We start from the raw sequence: 17,269 nt of genomic DNA, 5'->3' as shown, positions 1-17,269 counted from the left end.
CGATCAGCAGGGTCGGCCGGGTGGATCCAGGGCGATGCGGGTGCTCGTGACGGGCATCCTCGTCGTCGTCGCGGTCTACTTCCTGGTGCCGGTGTACTGGGTGGTGATCGCTGCGACCAAGAGCACCGAGGATCTGTTCGGCAGCAACGGCTTCCTCCTCGGCTCCGAGTTCTCATTGTGGTCGAACCTCCACGAGGTGCTCACCTACGACGGCGGCATCTTCGTCCGCTGGTTCGGCAACTCGGTGCTGTACGCGGGCGTGGGAGCACTCATCGCGACGTACCTCGCCGCCGCAGGGGGATACGCGCTCGCGAAGTACCGGTTCCGCGGGCGCAACCTCGTCTTCGGCGCCATCCTCGGTGGGGTCCTCGTGCCGGGGACGGCCACCGCGCTCCCGCTGTTCCTGCTCTTCAGTCAGATGGGGCTCGCGAACACGTACTGGTCGGTGCTCCTGCCGTCGCTCGTCTCGCCGTTCGGGTTGTTCCTCTGCCGGATCTACGCCGACGCGACGATCGACGACTCGCTCATCGAGGCGGCACGGATCGACGGCGCGAGCGAGCTGCGGATCTTCCACACCGTGGGGCTGAAGATCCTCACGCCCGCGCTCGTGACCGTCTTCCTCTTCCAGCTGGTCGGCATCTGGAACAACTACTTCCTGCCGCTCGTCATGCTGTCCGACAGCACGCTGTACCCGATCACGCTGGGCCTCAACAACTGGCGGAGCCAGGTCGACCGCCTGCCGGAGTTCTACGAGCTGACGACCGGCGGCGCGCTGTTGTCGATCATCCCGTTGGCGATCGCGATGATCGTGCTGCAACGCTTCTGGCGTGGCGGGCTCACCGAGGGATCCGTGAAGTAGCCGTCGGCCCGGAGACGGCGACGGGCCCCGGATCAGCCGATCCGGGGCCCGTCGTCAGTCGTGTCGAGCTAGAGGCTGCAGGTGTTGCCGAGCGTCGTGAACTCGTCCTGGAGCTTCGTGAGTGAATCGGTGAGCCCGGTCTGGTCGACGTTCTGCGGGTCGTCGACAGCCGTCTTCGCGACGTCGATGAAGTCGTTGAGCGCCTTCACCGAGTCGTTCGCCGCGGTCTTCACCTCGTCGTTGGTGACCTTGTCGGCCGCCGCCTTGAACGTTCCGGAGAAGTCGTCGAGCTGGGTGACGGCCGCCTCAGGGTCGGAGGACAGCGAGCTCAGGCCCGACTGCAGCTGCGAAGCCGACTCCGTCACCTCGGACTGGATGAGCTTGCACGCATCTTCTTTGCTCTGGGCGCCGCCGGCACAGCCGGTGAGGAGCAGGCCCGAGACGGCGATCGCGCCGAGGAATGCTGCTGCGTTCTTCTTCATGGTGGTGTGATTCCCCCGTGTTCGGTGCCCGTGGCGGGCCCGCCCGCGCGCTGCGGGTCGGTCTCCAGGGTACCCGGTGGAGCCCGCCACCCGCAGGCGTGCGCGGCCCGATCATCGTGTGCGGTCGTCGTCGGCATGGACGCGAGCCCCGTTTATTTGTAAGCTTGGCGAACAAACCGGTGGTGCGAGCGGGTCGCACCACGGATCGAAGGAACCACAGCATGCAGACGCGCCACGACGCCCTCCGGAGACGAACCGCGTGAGGGTGGGACTCGACATCGGCGGCACGAAGACCGACGCCGTCGTCGTGACGGATGACGGCGCGCTCCTGCACCGGCTCAGGCTGGTCACCGGACGCGGTCCGGAAGCGGTCGTCGAAACCGCCGTCGAGGCCGTCAGCCGGCTCTCCGACGCCGTCGCGCGTCCGATCGACGCGTTCACGTCGGTCGGCGTCGGTATCCCCGGCCTCATCGTCCCGGGCACCGGCCGCGTGACCCACGCCGTCAACCTCGACGTGGAGGAACTCGAGCTCGGTGCGATCCTCGCCCAGCGACTCGGGGTCCCCGTCGCCGTGGAGAACGATGTGAAGGCGGCCGCGCTCGGCGCCTGGCAGCTGCTCGACGGTTCCGGCACGATGGCCTACCTCAATCTGGGCACGGGCGTCGCCGCCGGCATTGTCACGGACGGCCGGCTTTGGCAGGGCTCGAGCGGGGTCGCCGGCGAGGTCGGGCATCTGTCGGTCGATCCGCTCGGCGACCGCTGCGGGTGCGGACAGCGCGGGTGCGTCGAGACCATGGCCGCCGGTGGTGCGGTCTCCGCCGCCTGGGGAGCCGACGTGGCGCTGCCGGTGCTCGACCTCTTCGACCATGCCGACGCCGGTGACCCGCGGGCCATCGCGCTCCGCGCACGCCTCGGTCACGGAGCGGCCGCGGCCGTCCGCATCCTGACCCTCACCGTCGACGCCGACGACATCGTCCTCGGAGGAGGACTCACCGCTCTCGGCGAGCGACTGCTCGCCGTCATCCTCGAGGCTCTGGCCGAATCCGCCGCCGGGTCTCGATTCGTCGCATCATTGCAACTGGAACAGCGCGTGCGCCTCGTGCCGACGGGATCCCCCGTCGCGGCCATCGGCGCAGCGCTCGTAGGAAGAGGAGAATCGTCGCATGGCTGAAGTCGTGATCGTGGGGGACAGCGGTGCCGCAGGCGCCCTCGTCGCGGAGGCGATCGTCGCCCTGATCGAGGAGCGTCCAGACGCCGTCCTCGGACTGGCGACGGGTTCGACACCGCTCCCCGTCTATGAGGCGCTCGCCGCACGCTCGCAGGGCCTCGACCTCTCGCAGGTGCGCGGGTTCGCCCTCGACGAGTACGTCGGCCTGCCGGCCGGGCACCCCGAGTCGTACCGTTCCGTCATCACGCGTGAGGTCGTCGAGCCGCTCGGCCTCGCGCCCGAGCGCATCCAGGTGCCGAACGGTGCGGCGGAGACCATCCAGCACGCCGGCGCCGACTACGAAGCGGCGATCCAGGCCGCCGGCGGCGTCGACCTGCAGATCCTCGGCATCGGCACCGACGGCCACATCGGGTTCAACGAGCCGGGCTCGTCGTTCGCCTCGCTCACCCGCGTGAAGACCCTGACGGAGCAGACCCGCCGAGACAACGCACGGTTCTTCGACTCGATCGACGACGTACCCATGCACTGCATCACCCAGGGACTCGGCACTATCCTCCGCGCGAGACACCTCGTCCTCCTCGCCTTCGGTGCGGGGAAGGCCGCTGCGATCGCCGCCGCGCTCGAGGGACCGCTCTCCGCGAACCTCCCCGGTTCGGCCGTGCAGCTGCACCCGCGTGCCACGGTGGTCCTCGACGAAGCGGCGGCGTCCGAGCTGCAGCACGCCGACTACTACCGCTACGCGTACGCAAACAAGCCCGCCTGGCAGGGCATCTGACGGCTCAGGCGACGCCCGCCAGGCGGAGGAGCGCCGTGGTGAGGGCTGCCACGAGGACGATGACGACGAACGGCGCGTTCCTCCACGCGAGGACGCCGGCCACCAGGACGCCCGAGAGTCGCGCGAATCCCGCGAACTGCTGGTCCTGGGTCAGGGCCGTGGTCGTGAGGACCGCCATGAGCAGGACGATGGCGGCGTCCGCGAGCAGCGTCTCGACCCGTTCCGAGACCTCGGTGCGGGTCCGCAGGAGTGGCCCGGCCAGGCGGAACGTGTAGGTGCCCACCGCGAGGATCACGATCCCGACCAGCACGAGCATCGACTGGTTCATGCGGTGACCTCCGGCTTCGGCTGCTTCCGGCCGAAGCCGAACAGGAGACCGACGAGCGACAACAGGACGGGGATCCCCGCCGGGAGGAACGGCGTCGCGGCGACGGCGACGACCGCGCCGACGAGTGCGGCTCGGCGCGTCCGGCGCTCGCGGAGGGCGGGGAAGATGAGGGCGAGCAGGACGGCGGGGAACATGACGTCGAGTCCGAAGGCGTCCGTGTCCTCGATCACCGTGCCGGCGAAGGCTCCGAGTGCCGCGCCCGCCGGCCAGCAGAGGAGGATGCCGAGGCCACACGCCCAGAACGCGGCGCGCTTCCGCTCCAGGGTGTCCTGGTCGAGCGCGAAGACGACGGACTCGTCGTTGAGGAGGTGCGTCCCGAGCACGCGACGCCAGCCCGTACCGACGACCTCGTGGATCGCGAGGCCGAACGGCAGGTGACGGGCGTTCACGAGCAACCCTGCCAGGGCCGCGGTGAGCGGACTCCCGCCGGCCGCGACGATTCCGACGAACAGGATCTCCGATGCGCCGGCGAGGACGAGCAAGGCGAGCGCCAGCACAACCCAGGGCTGGATGCCCGAGTGCACGGCGACGGCTCCGTAGGAGATGCCGACCAGCCCGTCGGCGATGCAGACCAGCGCGATGGCCCGCGTGGTCGGCCGGCCGAGGTGACCCCGTATCGAACGCACGTACACTATATTGAACGTCGATCAAGCGTTCGTCAAATCGAACGCGTAACACTCTGGAGCGAACGCATGCCGCAGCTCGAACCATCCGACGACGGAGCACCGCACGCTGCGGTCGCGGCGGCGCTGACCCGCGAGCGGCAGCGCACCGGCCTGTCACTCGCGGAGGTGGCCCGTCGAGCCGGGATCGCGAAGTCGACCCTCTCGCAGCTGGAGGCGGGGCTCGGGAACCCGAGTCTCGAGACCCTCTGGGCGCTCAGCGTCACCCTCGACGTCCCGTTCGCCCGCCTGGTCGAGCCGGTGCGGCGACCGGTCCAGGTGATCCGTGCCGGTGAGGGGCCGACCCTCGCCGCGTCCGGGGCGGATTACGTCGCGACGGTGCTGTCCGCGTGCCCGCCGAACGCCCGACGCGACATCTACCGCATCGTCGTCGAACCGGGGGAGCCGAGGCGTTCGGAGCCGCACATGCCGGGCGTCGTCGAACACTGGATCCTCAGCACCGGCCGCGCGTCCATCGGACCCGTCGGCGAGGAGGTCGAACTCGGACCGGGGGACTACCTCGCCCACGCCGGGGACGTGCCGCACGTCTTCGAGGCACTCGAGCCGGGTACGACCGCGGTGGTGGTCACCGAGCACGTCTGAGCACCTCGACAAGCTCGGTGACAGGGACCGCTCGGTGACCGGGACCGCTCGGTGACCGAGACCGCGCGACGGGTGCTCAGCCGTCGATGACGTGCACGAGCTCGTCGATGAAGCCGGCGAAGTCCTCGGAACGGCGGATGATCCGGGCGACGCTCGAGCGCTCCGAGAACACCTCGACGAACTGGTCGAACACCGTCTGGAACGCGGCACGACCCGATTCGCTGAACGCCACGAGTGCGACGACGCTCACGCGCGCTCCGCCCCACTCCATCGGCGTCTCGTTCACGGCGATCGCGATGGCCGTCGAGTGCGCGGTCATGGCCATGGCGTGCGGCACGGCCAGGGTGTCGGTGAACGCCGTCGACGACATGCGCTCCCGCTCGATCGCCGCGGTGAGGTAGCTCTCGTCGATGATCCCCCGGGCGATCATGCGCTCGCCGAGCAGGCGGATCATGCCCTCCTCGTCCTCGGCATGCGCGTTCCGGAGGAAGAGGTCCGGGTGGAAGTACTGCAGCAGTTCGTCGGTGATCTCCGACAAGCGGGACGATCGACGGACGCGGCTGACCGCGGTGCGGACGCGCTCAACGTCGGCCGCGGTGAGGAACGGTTGGATGACGACGATGCCGTCGGCAGGGGCCGGTGGCTCGATCGTCGTGAGCACGAGGTCGGTGTCGATGGCGGCCCAGTCGACATCGGTGCGGGTGATGACGGATCGGACGTCGAGGACGTCCCCCAGCTGCGATTCGACGCGTCGGCGCAGTACCTCGTGCATGTCGTAGTAGCCGGCGGAGACGATCGTGGAGCCGAGGAGGGCCTCCTTGCGGGCCTTCTGCTCGAGCTGGGCGCCGACGTGCATCGCGATGTAGGCGATCTCGTCGTCGTTGATGATGATCGAGCCGTGCCGCTGCAGTTGGCTGGCGATGAAGACCGCGAGCTCGTAGATCATCGGGTACGAGGTCTTGATCGAGCGGGTCAGTGGATTGCGGGAGTAGGACTGGTCCTGCGCACGACGGATGAGGTTCTGGACGTGGAGGGTGAGCCGGACGATGAAGTCCTCGTCGGAGAGGTCGACGAGGTACTCGCGGCCGGCACGGTCGACGGCCTGACGGACGGCAGCGAGGTCGTCCTGGTTGACGTAGTCGTCGACGAGGACCTCGGCGGGAGCCCCGCTGCCCGGCGTGACCACCCGCGTCACGAGCAGGTAGCTGAGGTAGACGAGGTCGCCCTCGCCGAGCGCGACGTGGAAGTGGGCGTCGACGAGCCGCGCCAGATCCTCAGCGACCGCCTCGACCTCCGGGGTGCGCGGAGCATGGTCTGCGGGTTCCGCCGGACGGTCCTTCGTGACCCGGTCGATGGCGATCGCGATGTGGAGCAGGACGTTCGCAATGCCGTACTCGTTCACGTAGTACCCGCGCGCGGTCAACGCCTCGAGCAGCTCGCCCTTGAACGGGCTGAACTCGTTCGGCGCGAACGCGCGTTGGAGCGCCTCGAGTTCGACGATGCCGCGGTCGGTCTCGTCGCGGAACATGCGGCTGAGGAGGCGCCGTCGTTCGGTCTCGCCGCCGGCCATCGTCACCGTCGATCCGGAACGGTCGAGCGTGAGGGCGGTGTCGGCGAGCATGGCGCGGACCCGGCCCAGGTCGCCCTCGACGGTCGACTCGCTGACGTGGAGCCGCTGTGCCGTCTCGTGCACGTCGATTCCCGAGGGGGCGCTGATGAGCAGCCGGACGAGCCCGTACAGCCGATCCCGCGGGGTCTCCGATTCGAACGCCGATGCGGCTCGTCGCCGGTAGACCGCATAGCCGTCGGCGTTCAGCCGATACCCGTTCGGCCCGGACTCGACGACATCGTGCGGCGCGGTGCGCGTGTTGACCGCCGTGACGTAGCTGCGGACGCTGCGCGGTGTGACGCCGAGCACCTCCGCGACCTCCGTGGCCGTCGTCCAACCGTCCCGTCCCGCGAGGTAGCCGAGCATGCGGTCGTGTTTCTCGCGTGCCACGATGCCCTCTCCGTCGGTCGGCCGTCGCGCGGTCCGGGCGAACCGCTCCACCGAGTCAACCACCTTCCCGGCTGCTTCCGCGCGTTCGACGACCTTTCCGCCCCGGCGGAAGAGCTTCTGGTGGAGCCGCGAGGGGCGCGACGGAATGATGGGTTGGTAGGCAATCGGCGGTTCTGGAGAAGGTTCGATGAAGATCCTGGTGATTTGCGGCGCGGGTGCGTCGAGCACGTTCATGGCCCAACGCCTGCGTCGCGCAGCAGCCGACCGATCGGTCGACGTCTCCGTCGCGGCCGGTGCCGAATCGCAGGTCCTCAGCGGCACGATCGCCCTCGACGGTGTCGACGTCCTGCTCGTCGGCGCCCACCTCGCCGACCACGAGGCCGCGCTGCGCGCAGCGGCCGAGCCCACCGGCACCGCGGTCGCCGTCCTGCCTGGCGACGTCTTCGGCGTCGAAGGCGGCGCGCGAGCCCTCGAACTCGTCCTCTCGATCCAATCACCAACCAGGAGGTAACCCCATGGCAACTCGAACCGTCCGCATCGGCTCGTCGCACGGCCTGCATGCCAGGCCCGCGAAGCTGTTCACGCAGGCTGCGAAGGACGCCGGGGTCCCGGTGACGATCGCGAAGGGCAGCGGCAAGCCCGTCAACGCGGCGAGCATCCTCGGCGTGATCGCGCTCGCCGTCGAGCACGGCGACTACGTGACCCTGTCCGTCGACGGCGAGGGCGCCGCAGCCGAGGGCACCCTCGACACGCTCTCCGAGCTCCTGGTGACCGACCATGACGAGCAGTAGTCCGATGACCGCGTTCCAGGGCATCGGTATCGGCCAGGGCGTCGCCGTCGGCCCGGTGGCCCGCATGGCCGACCCGCTCCCCGCCCCCGCCGACGTCGCCAGCACCCTCGACCTCGCGACCGAGACCGAGCGCGCGAACACCTCCCTCGCCGCGGTCGCCCGTGAGCTCGAGGCCCGAGGCGCCGCCGCCGGTGGTGCCGCTCGCGACGTCCTCGAGGCCCAGGCGATGATGGCGGAGGACCCGACCCTCGCCGAGGAGATCGCCACGCGGCTCGCGGACGGCAAGACCGCCGAGTGGGCCGTCTACGCGGCCTTCGCCTCGTTCCGCGACCAGCTCGCTGCGATGGGCGGCTACCTCGGGGAGCGCGCCGCCGACCTCGACGACGTGTCGCAGCGGGTCATCGCCGACCTCATGGGCGTGCCGGCCCCCGGCGTCCCCTCGCCCGGCCACCCGTTCATCCTCGTCGCCCGCGACCTCGCGCCGGCCGACACCGCTCTCCTCGACCTCGACCTGGTCCTGGGCCTCGTCACGAGCGACGGCGGCCCGACTTCGCACACGGCGATCCTCGCCCGCGAGAAGTCGATCGTCGCGATCGTCGGCGTCGTCGGAGCAGCCGAACTGACCGACGACACGACGCTCGTCGTCGACGCGGCAACCGGTGAGGTCACGGTCGATCCGACCCCCGAGCTCGTCGCCGCCACGGAGCAGCGCATCGCCGACCGACTCGCGCTCGTGAACGCACCGGTCGTCCCCGGTGCACTGGCCGACGGCACCCCCGTGCCGCTGCTCGCGAACCTGGGCTCGGCCGAGCACGCCGACGCCGCCGCGGAGCTCGGCGCCGAGGGCGTCGGCCTCTTCCGCACCGAGTTTCTCTTCCTCGACCAGGCGCTCGCACCGACGGTCGAGCAGCAGCGGGCGCACTACGAGAAGCTCCTGAACGCCTTCCCCGGCCAGAAGGTCGTCGTGCGCGTCCTCGACGCCGGCGCCGACAAGCCGTTGGCGTTCCTGAACGACGCGCACGAGGACAACCCGGCGCTCGGACTCCGCGGCCTCCGTGCGTTGCGGGCGAGCGAGGACATCCTGCGCGAGCAGCTCACGGCGCTCGCCCAAGCCGATGCGGCGACGAACGCCGACCTGTGGGTCATGGCCCCGATGGTGTCGACCGTCGAGGAGACGAAGTACTTCATGGCGATCGCCGCCGAGTACGGTCTGAAGACGCCCGGCGTCATGGTGGAGGTGCCGTCGAGCGCCCTCCTCGCCGACCGCGTCCTCGCCCACGCCGGATTCGCGTCGATCGGGACCAACGACCTCACGCAGTACACGCTCGCCGCGGACCGCCTGCTCGGTTCCGTCGGCGCGTTCCAGGACCCGTGGCACCCGGCGGTCCTCCGTCTCGTGCAGCTCGTCGGCGAAGCCGGCCAGCACCACGGCAAGCCGGTCGGCATCTGCGGCGAAGCAGCCGCCGACCCGCTCCTCGCCGTCGTCCTCGTCGGACTCGGCGCCACCACCCTGTCCATGTCACCGTCGGCGCTCGCCGACGTCCGTCATTCCCTCCAGCAGTACACGCTCGACGATGCCCAGCGCATCGCGGCAGCAGCACTGGCCGCCGACGGTGCGGCCGAAGCCAGGGCAGCGGCCACCGCTGCAACGACTCCCGAAATGAAAGAGGCAACATCATCATGACAACGACGTCTACTCCCAAGAAGCCGGGAGGTGCACGAGTCGGCGTTCAGCGATTCGGCACCTTCCTCTCCGGCATGGTCATGCCGAACATCGCGGCCTTCATCGCCTGGGGCCTCATCACCGCCTTCTTCATCGCGACCGGCTGGTTCCCGAACGGGATCCTCGGCGGCTTCGGCAACGCCGACCTCATCGGTTGGCAGGGTGCCGCGACGGCGCTCGCGCAGGCCGACGACGGCACGACCTTCCCGCAGTACGTCGGCCTCGTCGGCCCGATGATCACGTACCTGCTCCCGCTGCTCATCGCGAACACCGGTGGCCGCATGATCTACGGTGAGCGTGGCGGCGTCGTCGCGTCCATCGCGACCATGGGTGTCATCGTCGGCAGCGCGATCCCGATGTTCATCGGTGCGATGATCATGGGCCCGCTCGCCGCATGGCTCATGAAGCAGGTGGACCGGATCTGGGACGGCAAGATCAAGGCCGGCTTCGAGATGCTGGTCAACAACTTCTCCGCGGGTATCCTCGGAGCCATCCTCGCCATCGGCGGCTTCTTCGGTATCGCACCGATCGTCACCGCGCTCAGCAGCTTCCTCGAGGGCATCGTCGACTGGCTCGTCGCCAACTCGCTCCTGCCGATCGCGAGCATCTTCATCGAGCCCGGCAAGATCCTCTTCCTCAACAACGCCATCAACCACGGTGTGCTGACCCCGCTCGGTGTCCAGCAGTCCGAGGAGACCGGCAAGTCGATCCTGTTCCTTCTCGAGGCGAACCCCGGCCCGGGCCTCGGCATCCTGCTCGCGTTCTGCTTCTTCGGCATCGGTCTCGCGAAGGCGTCGGCCCCTGGCGCGGTCATCATCCAGTTCTTCGGTGGCATCCACGAGATCTACTTCCCGTACGTGCTCATGAAGCCGATGCTGGTCCTGGCCGCGATCGGTGGCGGCATGGCCGGTGTGGCGACGAACGTCGCGTTCAACACGGGTCTTCGCGCCCCTGCCTCGCCCGGCAGCATCATCGCCGTGCTCATCCAGACCGCACCCGACAGCTACTTCGGCGTGATCCTGTCGGTCATCGTCGCAGCAGCCGTCTCGTTCGGGATCTCCGCGATCATCCTGCGGGCCAGCCGGAAGCGCGACCTCGAGAACGAGAACGCCGGTGACCTCTCGGCCGCCGTCGCCGCGACCGAAGCCGCCAAGGGCAAGAAGTCGAGCGTGCTCGGCAACCTCTCCGCCGGAAGCGCCGCAGCCGGTGCGGACGTCGTCGACGAGGGCGTCGTCACGACGCTCGAGCGCGGCCCGATCCGCAACATCGTCTTCGCCTGCGACGCCGGTATGGGTTCGAGTGCGATGGGCGCCTCGGTGCTCCGCAACAAGATCAAGAAGGCCGGCATCGACGAGATCACCGTCACCAACAAGGCGATCGCGAACCTCGCCGACGACGTCGACCTCGTCATCACCCAGCGCGAGCTGACGGAGCGCGCGAAGGAGAAGACCCCGAGTGCCGTGCACATGTCGGTCGACAACTTCATGAACTCTCCGAAGTACGACGAAGTGGTGGAGTTGCTCCGCGGAGAGGGAGCACACTAGCAACGGAACGATCCCGGGGCGCACGCGAAGGGCGTGCGCCCCGGGGCTCCATCCACCGCCCTTCATCCGGCTCCGGACCGCACCGGCGGAGCCCCGCACGACGAATGCAGAGGAAGACATGTCGCAGGTACTGACCCAGGATCGGATCACCATCGTCACCGGGACGGTGACGCAGGAGGAGGCCATCCGCCGCGCTGCCGACGCCCTCGAAGCGGCCGGCGCCGTGACCGACGAGTACTTCGAGGCCATGCTCGCCCGCGAGCAGTCCGTGTCGACCTACATGGGCAACCTCCTCGCCATCCCGCACGGGACGAACGACGCGAAGGAGGCGGTCCGCGATTCCGCCCTGTCGTTCACCCGCTACGAGACCCCCATCGACTGGGACGGCGACGAGGTCCGCTTCGTCGTCGGCATCGCCGGCAAGGACGGCGGGCACATGGAGATCCTCTCCAAGATCGCCATCATCTTCTCCGAGGACGACGAGGTCGCCAAGCTGCTCGCAGCCGAGACGCCTGAGGAGCTCTACGCGCTCCTGAGCGAGGTCAACGAGTGATGCGAGCCGTCCACTTCGGCGCCGGCAACATCGGGCGCGGCTTCGTCGGCCTGCTCCTCCACGAGGGTGGCTACGAGGTCGTCTTCGCGGACGTCAACGCCGAGCTCATCGATGCGATCGCCGCGGCCGACAGCTACACGGTGCACGAGGTGGGCGACGGCGCGAAGGACACGGTCGTCACCGGGTTCCGTGCGATCAACAGCGCCACCGACGAGGAGGCCCTCGTCCAGGAGATCGCCACCGCCGACGTGGTGACCACCGCCGTCGGGCCGACCATCCTGCGCTTCGTCGCTCCGGTCATCGCGCGTGGGATCGCCGCCCGTCCGGCCGACGCCGCTCCGCTCGCCGTCATGGCCTGCGAGAACGCGATCAACGCCACCGACCTCCTCGCCACCGAGGTGCGCCAGGCGGTCGGCGACGAGGCCTGGGCGTCGCTGTCGACCCGGGCCGTGTTCGCGAACACGGCCGTGGACCGCATCGTCCCGGGCCAGCCCGCCGGGCAGGGCATCGACGTGACCGTCGAGACCTTCTACGAGTGGGCGATCGAGACCCCGGCGTTCAACGGCTCGCTGCCGTCGATCCCCGGTGCCCACTTCGTCGAGGAGCTCGCGCCGTACATCGAGCGGAAGCTCTTCACCGTGAACACCGGCCACGCCTCCGTCGCCTACTTCGGTGCGCGCGCCGGTATCGGGACCATCGCCGAAGCACTCGCCGAGCCGTCCATCGCCGTAGCCGTCGGTGCGGTGCTGGAGGAGACCTCCGCGCTGCTCGTCGCCAAGCACGGGCTCGACGTCGACGCGCAACGCGAGTACCGCGAGACGATCCTCCGTCGCTTCGCGAACGTGCACCTGCCCGACACCGTGGAGCGCGTCGGTCGGCAGCCGCTGCGCAAGCTGAGCCGGACCGAGCGGTTCATCGGACCCGCCGCAGAGCTGGCGGAGCGCGGCATGGCCCACGACGCCCTCGTCTCGGCCGTCGGTGCCGCGCTCGAGTTCGACGTCGCCGACGACGAGCAGAGTGTCCACCTGCAGGCGAAGCTCCACGAGCTCGCGCCGGGCACCTTCGTCGAGGAGGTCACCGGCCTCGCTCCCGAGCACCCGCTGGCTCCCGCGGTGCTCGCGCAGGTCGTCGCCCGACAGGCATCGCTCGCGTAACACCCTTCGACAGGCTCAGGGACCGGATCCGTCCGGACCCTGGGCCTGTCGCCGTTCCCGCAGCCTGTTCCGGTCCCTGAGCCTGCCTCCGGCCGCCCGTCTTCGGCCCCTGAGCGCGCCTCACCCCGGTCCCGGCGCGCCCCGTTCCGGTCCCTGAGCCCGTCGAAGGGCCTCAGAACATCTTGCCCGGGTTGAGGAGGTTCTCCGGGTCGAAGAGCCGCTTGATCCCGTGCTGGAGCGCGAGCTGATCTTCGCCGAGCTCGTCGCCGAGCCAGCGCTTCTTGAGCAGGCCGATGCCGTGCTCGCCGGTGAGGGTGCCGCCGAGCCGCAGTGCGGTGGTGAAGAGGTCGTCGGCGGCCTGCCAGATGAGGTCTGGTACCTCGACACCCTCGAAGACGAAGTTCGGGTGGAGGTTCCCGTCGCCCGCGTGCGCGACCGTGGGGATGGAGATGCCGTACCGGCGCTCGATCTCGCCGATCGCCGTGAACATCGCCGCCAACTGACTGCGGGGGACCGACACGTCTTCGATGAGCGGGGTGCCGAACTGCTCGAGCGAGGGATGCAGGGCGCGGCGGACGGCCAACAGGTGCTCACCCGTCGCGTGGTCGGTGGACATCTCGGCACGCCCGCCGCCGGCGTGGAGCACCTCGAGGATTGCAGCGGCCTCCGCCTCGGCGTTCGGGCCGTCGGTCTGGATCACGACGTGCGCCTCGCCGCTGGTCGGGGTCGGCAGCTGCAGGTAGCGGTGCACGGCGACGAGCGCGACGGGGTCGAGCAGTTCCATGATCGACGGCTGGACACCGGACGCGGTGACGGCGGCGGTGGCCTCTGCTGCCGAGACCACGCTCGGGAAGTACCCGGCGATGGTCGCGACGGTGCCCGGCGTCACGCGCCGGATGCGGACGGTCGCCTCGACGATGACGCCGAGGACGCCCTCGGAGCCGACCATGAGACTCGTGAGGTCGAGGCCGGTGACCCCCTTCACGCTCCGGTGCCCGACGCTGATGAGTCGTCCGTCGGCCAGGACCACTTTGAGGGCGAGGACGGCGTCGCGCGTCACGCCGTACTTGGCGCACAGCAGGCCGCCGGCACCGGTCGCGATGTTCCCACCCACGGTCGAGATCGCGCGGCTCGCCGGGTCGGGCGCGAACCAGAGTCCACGGGCGAGCAGGAGGTCGTTGAAGGCGCCGTTGATGATGCCCGGCTCGACCACCGCGAGGAGGTCGGGTTCGTTGATCTCCAGGACGCGCTGCATCTCGAGCGTCGACAGGACGATCTCGCCCGCGCCGCCGAGCGCGCCGCCGGCCAATCCGGTACCGGCGCCGCGCGTCACGACCGGCGTCCCGGTCGCGGTGGCGATGCGCATCACCGTCTGGACGTCTTCGATGGAGCGCGCGGAGACCACGGCGATCGGTGGGGCGTCGGACACGTGACCCGATTTATCGGACCGTGCGTCCGCCAGGACGGCGTCCGTCGTCGAGACCGCGTCGCCGAGGGCGTCACGGAGGGCGTCGAGGACGGTCTGCATCGTCATCGTGGCAGGGCTGATCCGTCGGCCCAGACCGCCTGGACGTTCCACTGGTGGTCGAGGAGGACGGCGTCCGCGGCGTATCCCGGGGCCAGTCGACCGAAGCGGTCGGCGAGGCCGAGGACACGGGCCGGGGTGCTCGTGAGGGCACCGACCGCCGCGTCCGCCGCCACACCGCTCGCGACGGCGAGTCGGAGCGCCCGGTCGAGCGTCAGCGTGGAGCCGGCGATCGAGTCGCCTTCCACGAGCCGCGCCAGACCGTCCGTCACCTGGACTTCGAGCGCGCCCAGGAGGTAACGGCCGTCGGAAGAGCCGGCTGCGGCCATCGCGTCGGTGATGAGTGCGACGCGGCCCGGGGCCTGCTCGAAGGCGAGCTTGGCGACGTCGGGGTGCACGTGTTCGCCATCGAGGATGAGCTCGACCGTGACCCGCTCGTCGGCGAAGGAGGCGATGATCGGTCCGGGCGCACGGTGGTGGATCCCGTTCATCGCGTTGAACACGTGGGTGACGAGTCGGGCACCGAGATCGAACGCCGTCTTCGTCAGTGCCTCGTCGGCGTCGGTGTGACCCACGGCGACGATGACGCCGGCCTCGACGAGGACCTGGATCGCCTCGAGGGCGTTCGGCAGCTCAGGGGCGATCGTGATCTGCCGCAGCGTGCCGCGGCTCGCGTCGATGAGGCGTTCGACGACCGCCGGGCTCGGGTCGATGAGGGCACCGGGGTCGTGCGCGCCCTTCTTGGCAGGTGAGAGGAACGGACCTTCGAGGTGGGCTCCGAGGACCAGGGGATCCTCGGCGACGAGGTCGGCGATCCCCTCGAGGCTCGCGACGAGGGCGTCGACCGGGTTCGAGACGAGGCTGATGAGTGTCCTCGTGGTCCCGTGTGCCCGGTGCACCGCGAGTGCGCGTCCGATGGCGTCGCGTCCGTCGTCGAAGGACGACCCGCCGCCACCGTGGACGTGGAGGTCGATGAACCCCGGCGTGAGGTGGCCGCCGTGTGCGTCGAGGACGGATGCGTCGTCGCCGACGGGGATGGACCGCCAGTCGTCGCCGGTGCCGGTGGAGCGGATGACGCCGCCGACCGCGTGCAGCCAGAAGGCGTCCTGGTGGCCGTCGACGTCGACCTTGGTGGCGGAGTGGATCAGGAGCTCGGTCATGCGAGCTGCTTCCGTCCGCGGACGACACCACTGGCGACGGCGACCACGGCGAAGACGGTCGCGATGATCGGCTGCCCGAGGTGCAACCAGGCGAGCGCCGCCGCCGCGAAGATGAGGAGCTCGACGACCGCCTGGCCGTAGAGGTCGATGCGGATCACGGCGCGCGGTGAGAGGAACAGCGCCCAGAGGATGATCGCCACGACCGGGGCGGCGATCCCGACGACCACGTTCAGCGGGAACGGCCACACCGCGACGCCCCAGAAGCCGAGCGAGAAGAAGGCGAAGAGTTCGAGGAAGAACCGCAGGATCTCGTTGGGGCCGATCTTCACGTCGGCGGGAGTTCGTTCAGACACCACACGATTCTACGGCGCGTGGCCGCGAGCCCGCTCCGGGTCAGCGGAAGATGATCGTGCGCGCACCGTCGAGGAGGACGCGGTCCTCGGCGAACCACTTCACCGCCTGGGTGAGGGTGCGGCTCTCCTCGTCCTGACCGATGGCGACGAGCTCCGCGGGGGAGCGGGAGTGGTCCACGCGGACGACGTTCTGCTCGATGATCGGTCCCTCGTCGAGGTCGCTCGTCACGAAGTGCGCCGTCGCACCGATGAGCTTGACGCCGCGCGCGTGCGCCTGCTTGTACGGGTTCGCGCCCTTGAAACCGGGCAGGAAGGAGTGGTGGATGTTGATGGCGCGACCGGCGAGGCGCTCGCAGAGCTCGGGGGAGAGGATCTGCATGTACCTGGCGAGGACGACGAGCTCGATGTCGTGTTCCTCGACGGCCTCGACGACCCTGGCCTCGAACGCCGCCTTCGATGCGGCGTCCGTCACGGGCAGCGCCTCGAAGGGCACGCCGTAGAAGGAGGCGAGATCGCGGAGCGAACCGTGGTTGCTGAGCACGAGGGGGATCTCGACCGGGAGCTGGCCGGCCCGCTGGCGGAAGAGGAGGTCGTTGACGCAGTGTGCCGCCGTCGAAGCCAGGACGAGCGTCCGGAGCGGACGACCGACGACGTCGAGCCGCCACTGGAGGTCGTATCGCTCGACGACCGGTGCGATGGACGCCTCGAAGCGCTCGCGCGAGACCGCCGCCTCGACCTGGAGCCGCATGAAGAACCGCCCGGTGTCATCGCTCGAGAACTGCTGGCTCTCGGTGATGTTGCCGTCGGCCTCGACGATCGCACCGCTGATCGCGTGCACGATGCCGGGCCGGTCCTCGCAGATGATCGAGAGCACCCAGTGGACGGAGCGCTCGTGCGTGGTCGAGGGCACAGCGGAGGGATCGGTCGAGTTCGTCACCGACTCAGGTTACCGGGACCCGACGGCTCAAGCCGCAGGGACGGACCGCTCGTCGACGAGGTCGGCGTGGGAGGACTGCCGCAGGTACGACCGCACCGTCTCGCGGCTCTGCCGCAGGCAGTCGATGCGGGCGTCGATCGAGGCGATCTGCGCGTGGAGCGACTCGGCCGTCGCGCGGGAGCAGTCGGGCACGGCACGCGAGGTGCGTGCGTCGTCGAGATCGAGGACCACGCGCACGAGACGGGTCGTGAGCCCCGCGTCGAACAGGTTGTCGACCGTGACGACGTGGTCGATCGCGGACGGTTCGTACTCGTCGGGCGCGTGCGACGCACGCACGGCCACCAGGAGTCCCTCCTCCTCGTAGGAGCGGAGCCGGGTGGCCGGGACACCCGTTCGTTCAGCGAGTTCTGCAATGCGCATGAGCGGCCTCTCTGTCACCTTCACGTCAGCTGCAACGTCGGATCGAGCTCTCCGCATTCCCGCCCTCGGGTAGACTCGTCCGCGGTCGCCGGATGTCGGTTGACCCTGGGCGCGCACATCAGCGCGTAGACGAACTCGTCCGCCACGTCAGCCGACGAGTGAACGCCATCGTT

19 protein-coding genes are annotated in these 17,269 nt (G+C 69.6%); 10 read left to right on the top strand and 9 right to left on the bottom strand.

Going from position 1 to position 17,269, the window contains the following annotated elements; genetic code table 11:
• The first annotated feature begins 34 nt into the window (after positions 1-34).
• Complete coding sequence (locus tag ACQG07_RS03610; protein ID WP_228501806.1) at positions 35-859, top strand: carbohydrate ABC transporter permease; 825 nt, start codon at positions 35-37, stop codon at positions 857-859.
• A gap of 68 nt (positions 860-927) precedes the next feature.
• Here ACQG07_RS03610 and ACQG07_RS03605 read toward each other — a convergent pair whose 3' ends face one another.
• Positions 928-1,341 carry a hypothetical protein gene (locus ACQG07_RS03605; protein WP_064296639.1) on the bottom strand — a complete coding sequence of 138 codons (414 nt, stop codon included), beginning with the start codon at positions 1,339-1,341 and terminating at the stop codon, positions 928-930.
• Between the two features lie 259 nt (positions 1,342-1,600).
• Between ACQG07_RS03605 and ACQG07_RS03600 the strand changes: the two genes are divergently transcribed.
• Together ACQG07_RS03600 and ACQG07_RS03595 are read left to right on the top strand one after the other, a co-directional pair.
• Positions 1,601-2,512, top strand: a complete 912-nt coding sequence (locus ACQG07_RS03600; RefSeq protein ID WP_426737189.1) for an ROK family protein — start codon at positions 1,601-1,603, stop codon at positions 2,510-2,512.
• Positions 2,505-3,284, top strand: coding sequence for a glucosamine-6-phosphate deaminase (locus ACQG07_RS03595; RefSeq protein WP_191940656.1), 780 nt, complete (start codon positions 2,505-2,507; stop codon positions 3,282-3,284). The genes ACQG07_RS03600 and ACQG07_RS03595 overlap by 8 nt, the downstream gene beginning before the upstream one ends.
• Positions 3,285-3,288: 4 nt before the next feature.
• Here ACQG07_RS03595 and ACQG07_RS03590 read toward each other — a convergent pair whose 3' ends face one another.
• A complete protein-coding gene (locus ACQG07_RS03590) occupies positions 3,289-3,612 on the bottom strand; it encodes an AzlD domain-containing protein (protein ID WP_124768854.1) in 324 nt (107 codons plus the stop codon).
• Entirely contained in the window at positions 3,609-4,298 is a 690-nt protein-coding gene (locus tag ACQG07_RS03585; RefSeq protein WP_426737185.1) for an AzlC family ABC transporter permease, read from the bottom strand. The genes ACQG07_RS03590 and ACQG07_RS03585 overlap by 4 nt, the downstream gene beginning before the upstream one ends.
• A 66-nt stretch (positions 4,299-4,364) precedes the next feature.
• Between ACQG07_RS03585 and ACQG07_RS03580 the strand changes: the two genes are divergently transcribed.
• A complete protein-coding gene (locus ACQG07_RS03580) occupies positions 4,365-4,937 on the top strand; it encodes a helix-turn-helix domain-containing protein (RefSeq protein WP_426737182.1) in 573 nt (190 codons plus the stop codon).
• Between the two features lie 76 nt (positions 4,938-5,013).
• Here the strand turns inward: ACQG07_RS03580 and ACQG07_RS03575 are convergent, their stop codons facing one another.
• A complete protein-coding gene (locus ACQG07_RS03575; protein WP_354002407.1) occupies positions 5,014-6,999 on the bottom strand; it encodes a BglG family transcription antiterminator in 1,986 nt (661 codons plus the stop codon).
• A 124-nt stretch (positions 7,000-7,123) separates the two neighbouring features.
• Here ACQG07_RS03575 and ACQG07_RS03570 point away from each other — a divergent pair, with 124 nt between their 5' ends.
• From ACQG07_RS03570 to ACQG07_RS03545, 6 genes are all read left to right on the top strand, one after another.
• A complete protein-coding gene (locus ACQG07_RS03570; RefSeq protein WP_124768857.1) occupies positions 7,124-7,447 on the top strand; it encodes a PTS sugar transporter subunit IIB in 324 nt (107 codons plus the stop codon).
• Between the two features lie 4 nt (positions 7,448-7,451).
• Entirely contained in the window at positions 7,452-7,727 is a 276-nt protein-coding gene (locus ACQG07_RS03565; RefSeq protein ID WP_064296634.1) for an HPr family phosphocarrier protein, read from the top strand.
• A 4-nt stretch (positions 7,728-7,731) separates the two neighbouring features.
• On the top strand, positions 7,732-9,411 hold the full coding sequence (gene ptsP / locus ACQG07_RS03560; protein WP_426737179.1) for a phosphoenolpyruvate--protein phosphotransferase: 1,680 nt from the start codon (positions 7,732-7,734) through the stop codon (positions 9,409-9,411).
• Positions 9,408-10,994: a PTS mannitol transporter subunit IICB gene (locus tag ACQG07_RS03555; RefSeq protein WP_079705307.1), complete on the top strand. Its 1,587-nt coding sequence runs from the start codon at positions 9,408-9,410 to the stop codon at positions 10,992-10,994. Before ptsP ends, ACQG07_RS03555 begins: the two co-directional genes overlap by 4 nt.
• 118 nt (positions 10,995-11,112) lie before the next feature.
• Positions 11,113-11,547 (top strand): PTS sugar transporter subunit IIA, encoded by a 435-nt coding sequence (locus tag ACQG07_RS03550; RefSeq protein WP_064296632.1) that lies wholly within the window; start codon positions 11,113-11,115, stop codon positions 11,545-11,547.
• Positions 11,547-12,701: a mannitol-1-phosphate 5-dehydrogenase gene (locus ACQG07_RS03545; protein ID WP_274499548.1), complete on the top strand. Its 1,155-nt coding sequence runs from the start codon at positions 11,547-11,549 to the stop codon at positions 12,699-12,701. The genes ACQG07_RS03550 and ACQG07_RS03545 overlap by 1 nt, the downstream gene beginning before the upstream one ends.
• 172 nt (positions 12,702-12,873) lie before the next feature.
• On the opposite strand, the gene ACQG07_RS03540 is transcribed toward ACQG07_RS03545, so the two are convergent.
• The 5 genes from ACQG07_RS03540 to ACQG07_RS03520 are packed head-to-tail and all read right to left on the bottom strand — an operon-like array spanning position 12,874 to position 17,096.
• A complete protein-coding gene (locus ACQG07_RS03540; protein WP_079706244.1) occupies positions 12,874-14,229 on the bottom strand; it encodes an FAD-binding oxidoreductase in 1,356 nt (451 codons plus the stop codon).
• Positions 14,230-14,231: 2 nt separating this feature from the next.
• Positions 14,232-15,386, bottom strand: a complete 1,155-nt coding sequence (gene nagA / locus ACQG07_RS03535) for an N-acetylglucosamine-6-phosphate deacetylase (RefSeq protein WP_274499549.1) — start codon at positions 15,384-15,386, stop codon at positions 14,232-14,234.
• The gene (locus ACQG07_RS03530; RefSeq protein WP_234993927.1) at positions 15,383-15,739 is read right to left on the bottom strand and encodes a YrdB family protein; all 357 of its coding nucleotides are present in this window, start codon (positions 15,737-15,739) and stop codon (positions 15,383-15,385) included. The genes nagA and ACQG07_RS03530 overlap by 4 nt, the downstream gene beginning before the upstream one ends.
• 40 nt (positions 15,740-15,779) lie before the next feature.
• Entirely contained in the window at positions 15,780-16,676 is an 897-nt protein-coding gene (purU, locus tag ACQG07_RS03525) for a formyltetrahydrofolate deformylase (RefSeq protein ID WP_425313575.1), read from the bottom strand.
• Between the two features lie 27 nt (positions 16,677-16,703).
• Positions 16,704-17,096 (bottom strand): MerR family transcriptional regulator, encoded by a 393-nt coding sequence (locus tag ACQG07_RS03520; RefSeq protein ID WP_161578547.1) that lies wholly within the window; start codon positions 17,094-17,096, stop codon positions 16,704-16,706.
• Positions 17,097-17,269 lie beyond the last annotated feature (173 nt).

The organism is Plantibacter sp. 2H11-2 (genome assembly GCF_050031945.1).
Classification (GTDB): domain Bacteria; phylum Actinomycetota; class Actinomycetes; order Actinomycetales; family Microbacteriaceae; genus Plantibacter; species Plantibacter auratus.
Note: the sequence above shows the minus strand (reverse complement) of the source record. Positions and strands in the feature narration are given on the sequence as shown.

What these genes read in the sequence shown, in the direction of transcription:
- ptsP (WP_426737179.1), top strand. Translation starts at nt 7,732, where the DNA reads ATGACCGCGTTCCAGGGCATCGGTATCGGCCAGGGCGTCGCCGTCGGC.
- ACQG07_RS03565 (WP_064296634.1), top strand. Translation starts at nt 7,452, where the DNA reads ATGGCAACTCGAACCGTCCGCATCGGCTCGTCGCACGGCCTGCATGCC.
- ACQG07_RS03520 (WP_161578547.1), bottom strand. Translation starts at nt 17,096, where the DNA reads ATGCGCATTGCAGAACTCGCTGAACGAACGGGTGTCCCGGCCACCCGG.
- ACQG07_RS03580 (WP_426737182.1), top strand. Translation starts at nt 4,365, where the DNA reads ATGCCGCAGCTCGAACCATCCGACGACGGAGCACCGCACGCTGCGGTC.
- ACQG07_RS03590 (WP_124768854.1), bottom strand. Translation starts at nt 3,612, where the DNA reads ATGAACCAGTCGATGCTCGTGCTGGTCGGGATCGTGATCCTCGCGGTG.
- ACQG07_RS03610 (WP_228501806.1), top strand. Translation starts at nt 35, where the DNA reads ATGCGGGTGCTCGTGACGGGCATCCTCGTCGTCGTCGCGGTCTACTTC.
- ACQG07_RS03540 (WP_079706244.1), bottom strand. Translation starts at nt 14,229, where the DNA reads ATGCAGACCGTCCTCGACGCCCTCCGTGACGCCCTCGGCGACGCGGTC.
- ACQG07_RS03605 (WP_064296639.1), bottom strand. Translation starts at nt 1,341, where the DNA reads ATGAAGAAGAACGCAGCAGCATTCCTCGGCGCGATCGCCGTCTCGGGC.
- ACQG07_RS03570 (WP_124768857.1), top strand. Translation starts at nt 7,124, where the DNA reads ATGAAGATCCTGGTGATTTGCGGCGCGGGTGCGTCGAGCACGTTCATG.
- ACQG07_RS03545 (WP_274499548.1), top strand. Translation starts at nt 11,547, where the DNA reads ATGCGAGCCGTCCACTTCGGCGCCGGCAACATCGGGCGCGGCTTCGTC.
- ACQG07_RS03555 (WP_079705307.1), top strand. Translation starts at nt 9,408, where the DNA reads ATGACAACGACGTCTACTCCCAAGAAGCCGGGAGGTGCACGAGTCGGC.
- ACQG07_RS03595 (WP_191940656.1), top strand. Translation starts at nt 2,505, where the DNA reads ATGGCTGAAGTCGTGATCGTGGGGGACAGCGGTGCCGCAGGCGCCCTC.
- nagA (WP_274499549.1), bottom strand. Translation starts at nt 15,386, where the DNA reads ATGACCGAGCTCCTGATCCACTCCGCCACCAAGGTCGACGTCGACGGC.
- ACQG07_RS03550 (WP_064296632.1), top strand. Translation starts at nt 11,113, where the DNA reads ATGTCGCAGGTACTGACCCAGGATCGGATCACCATCGTCACCGGGACG.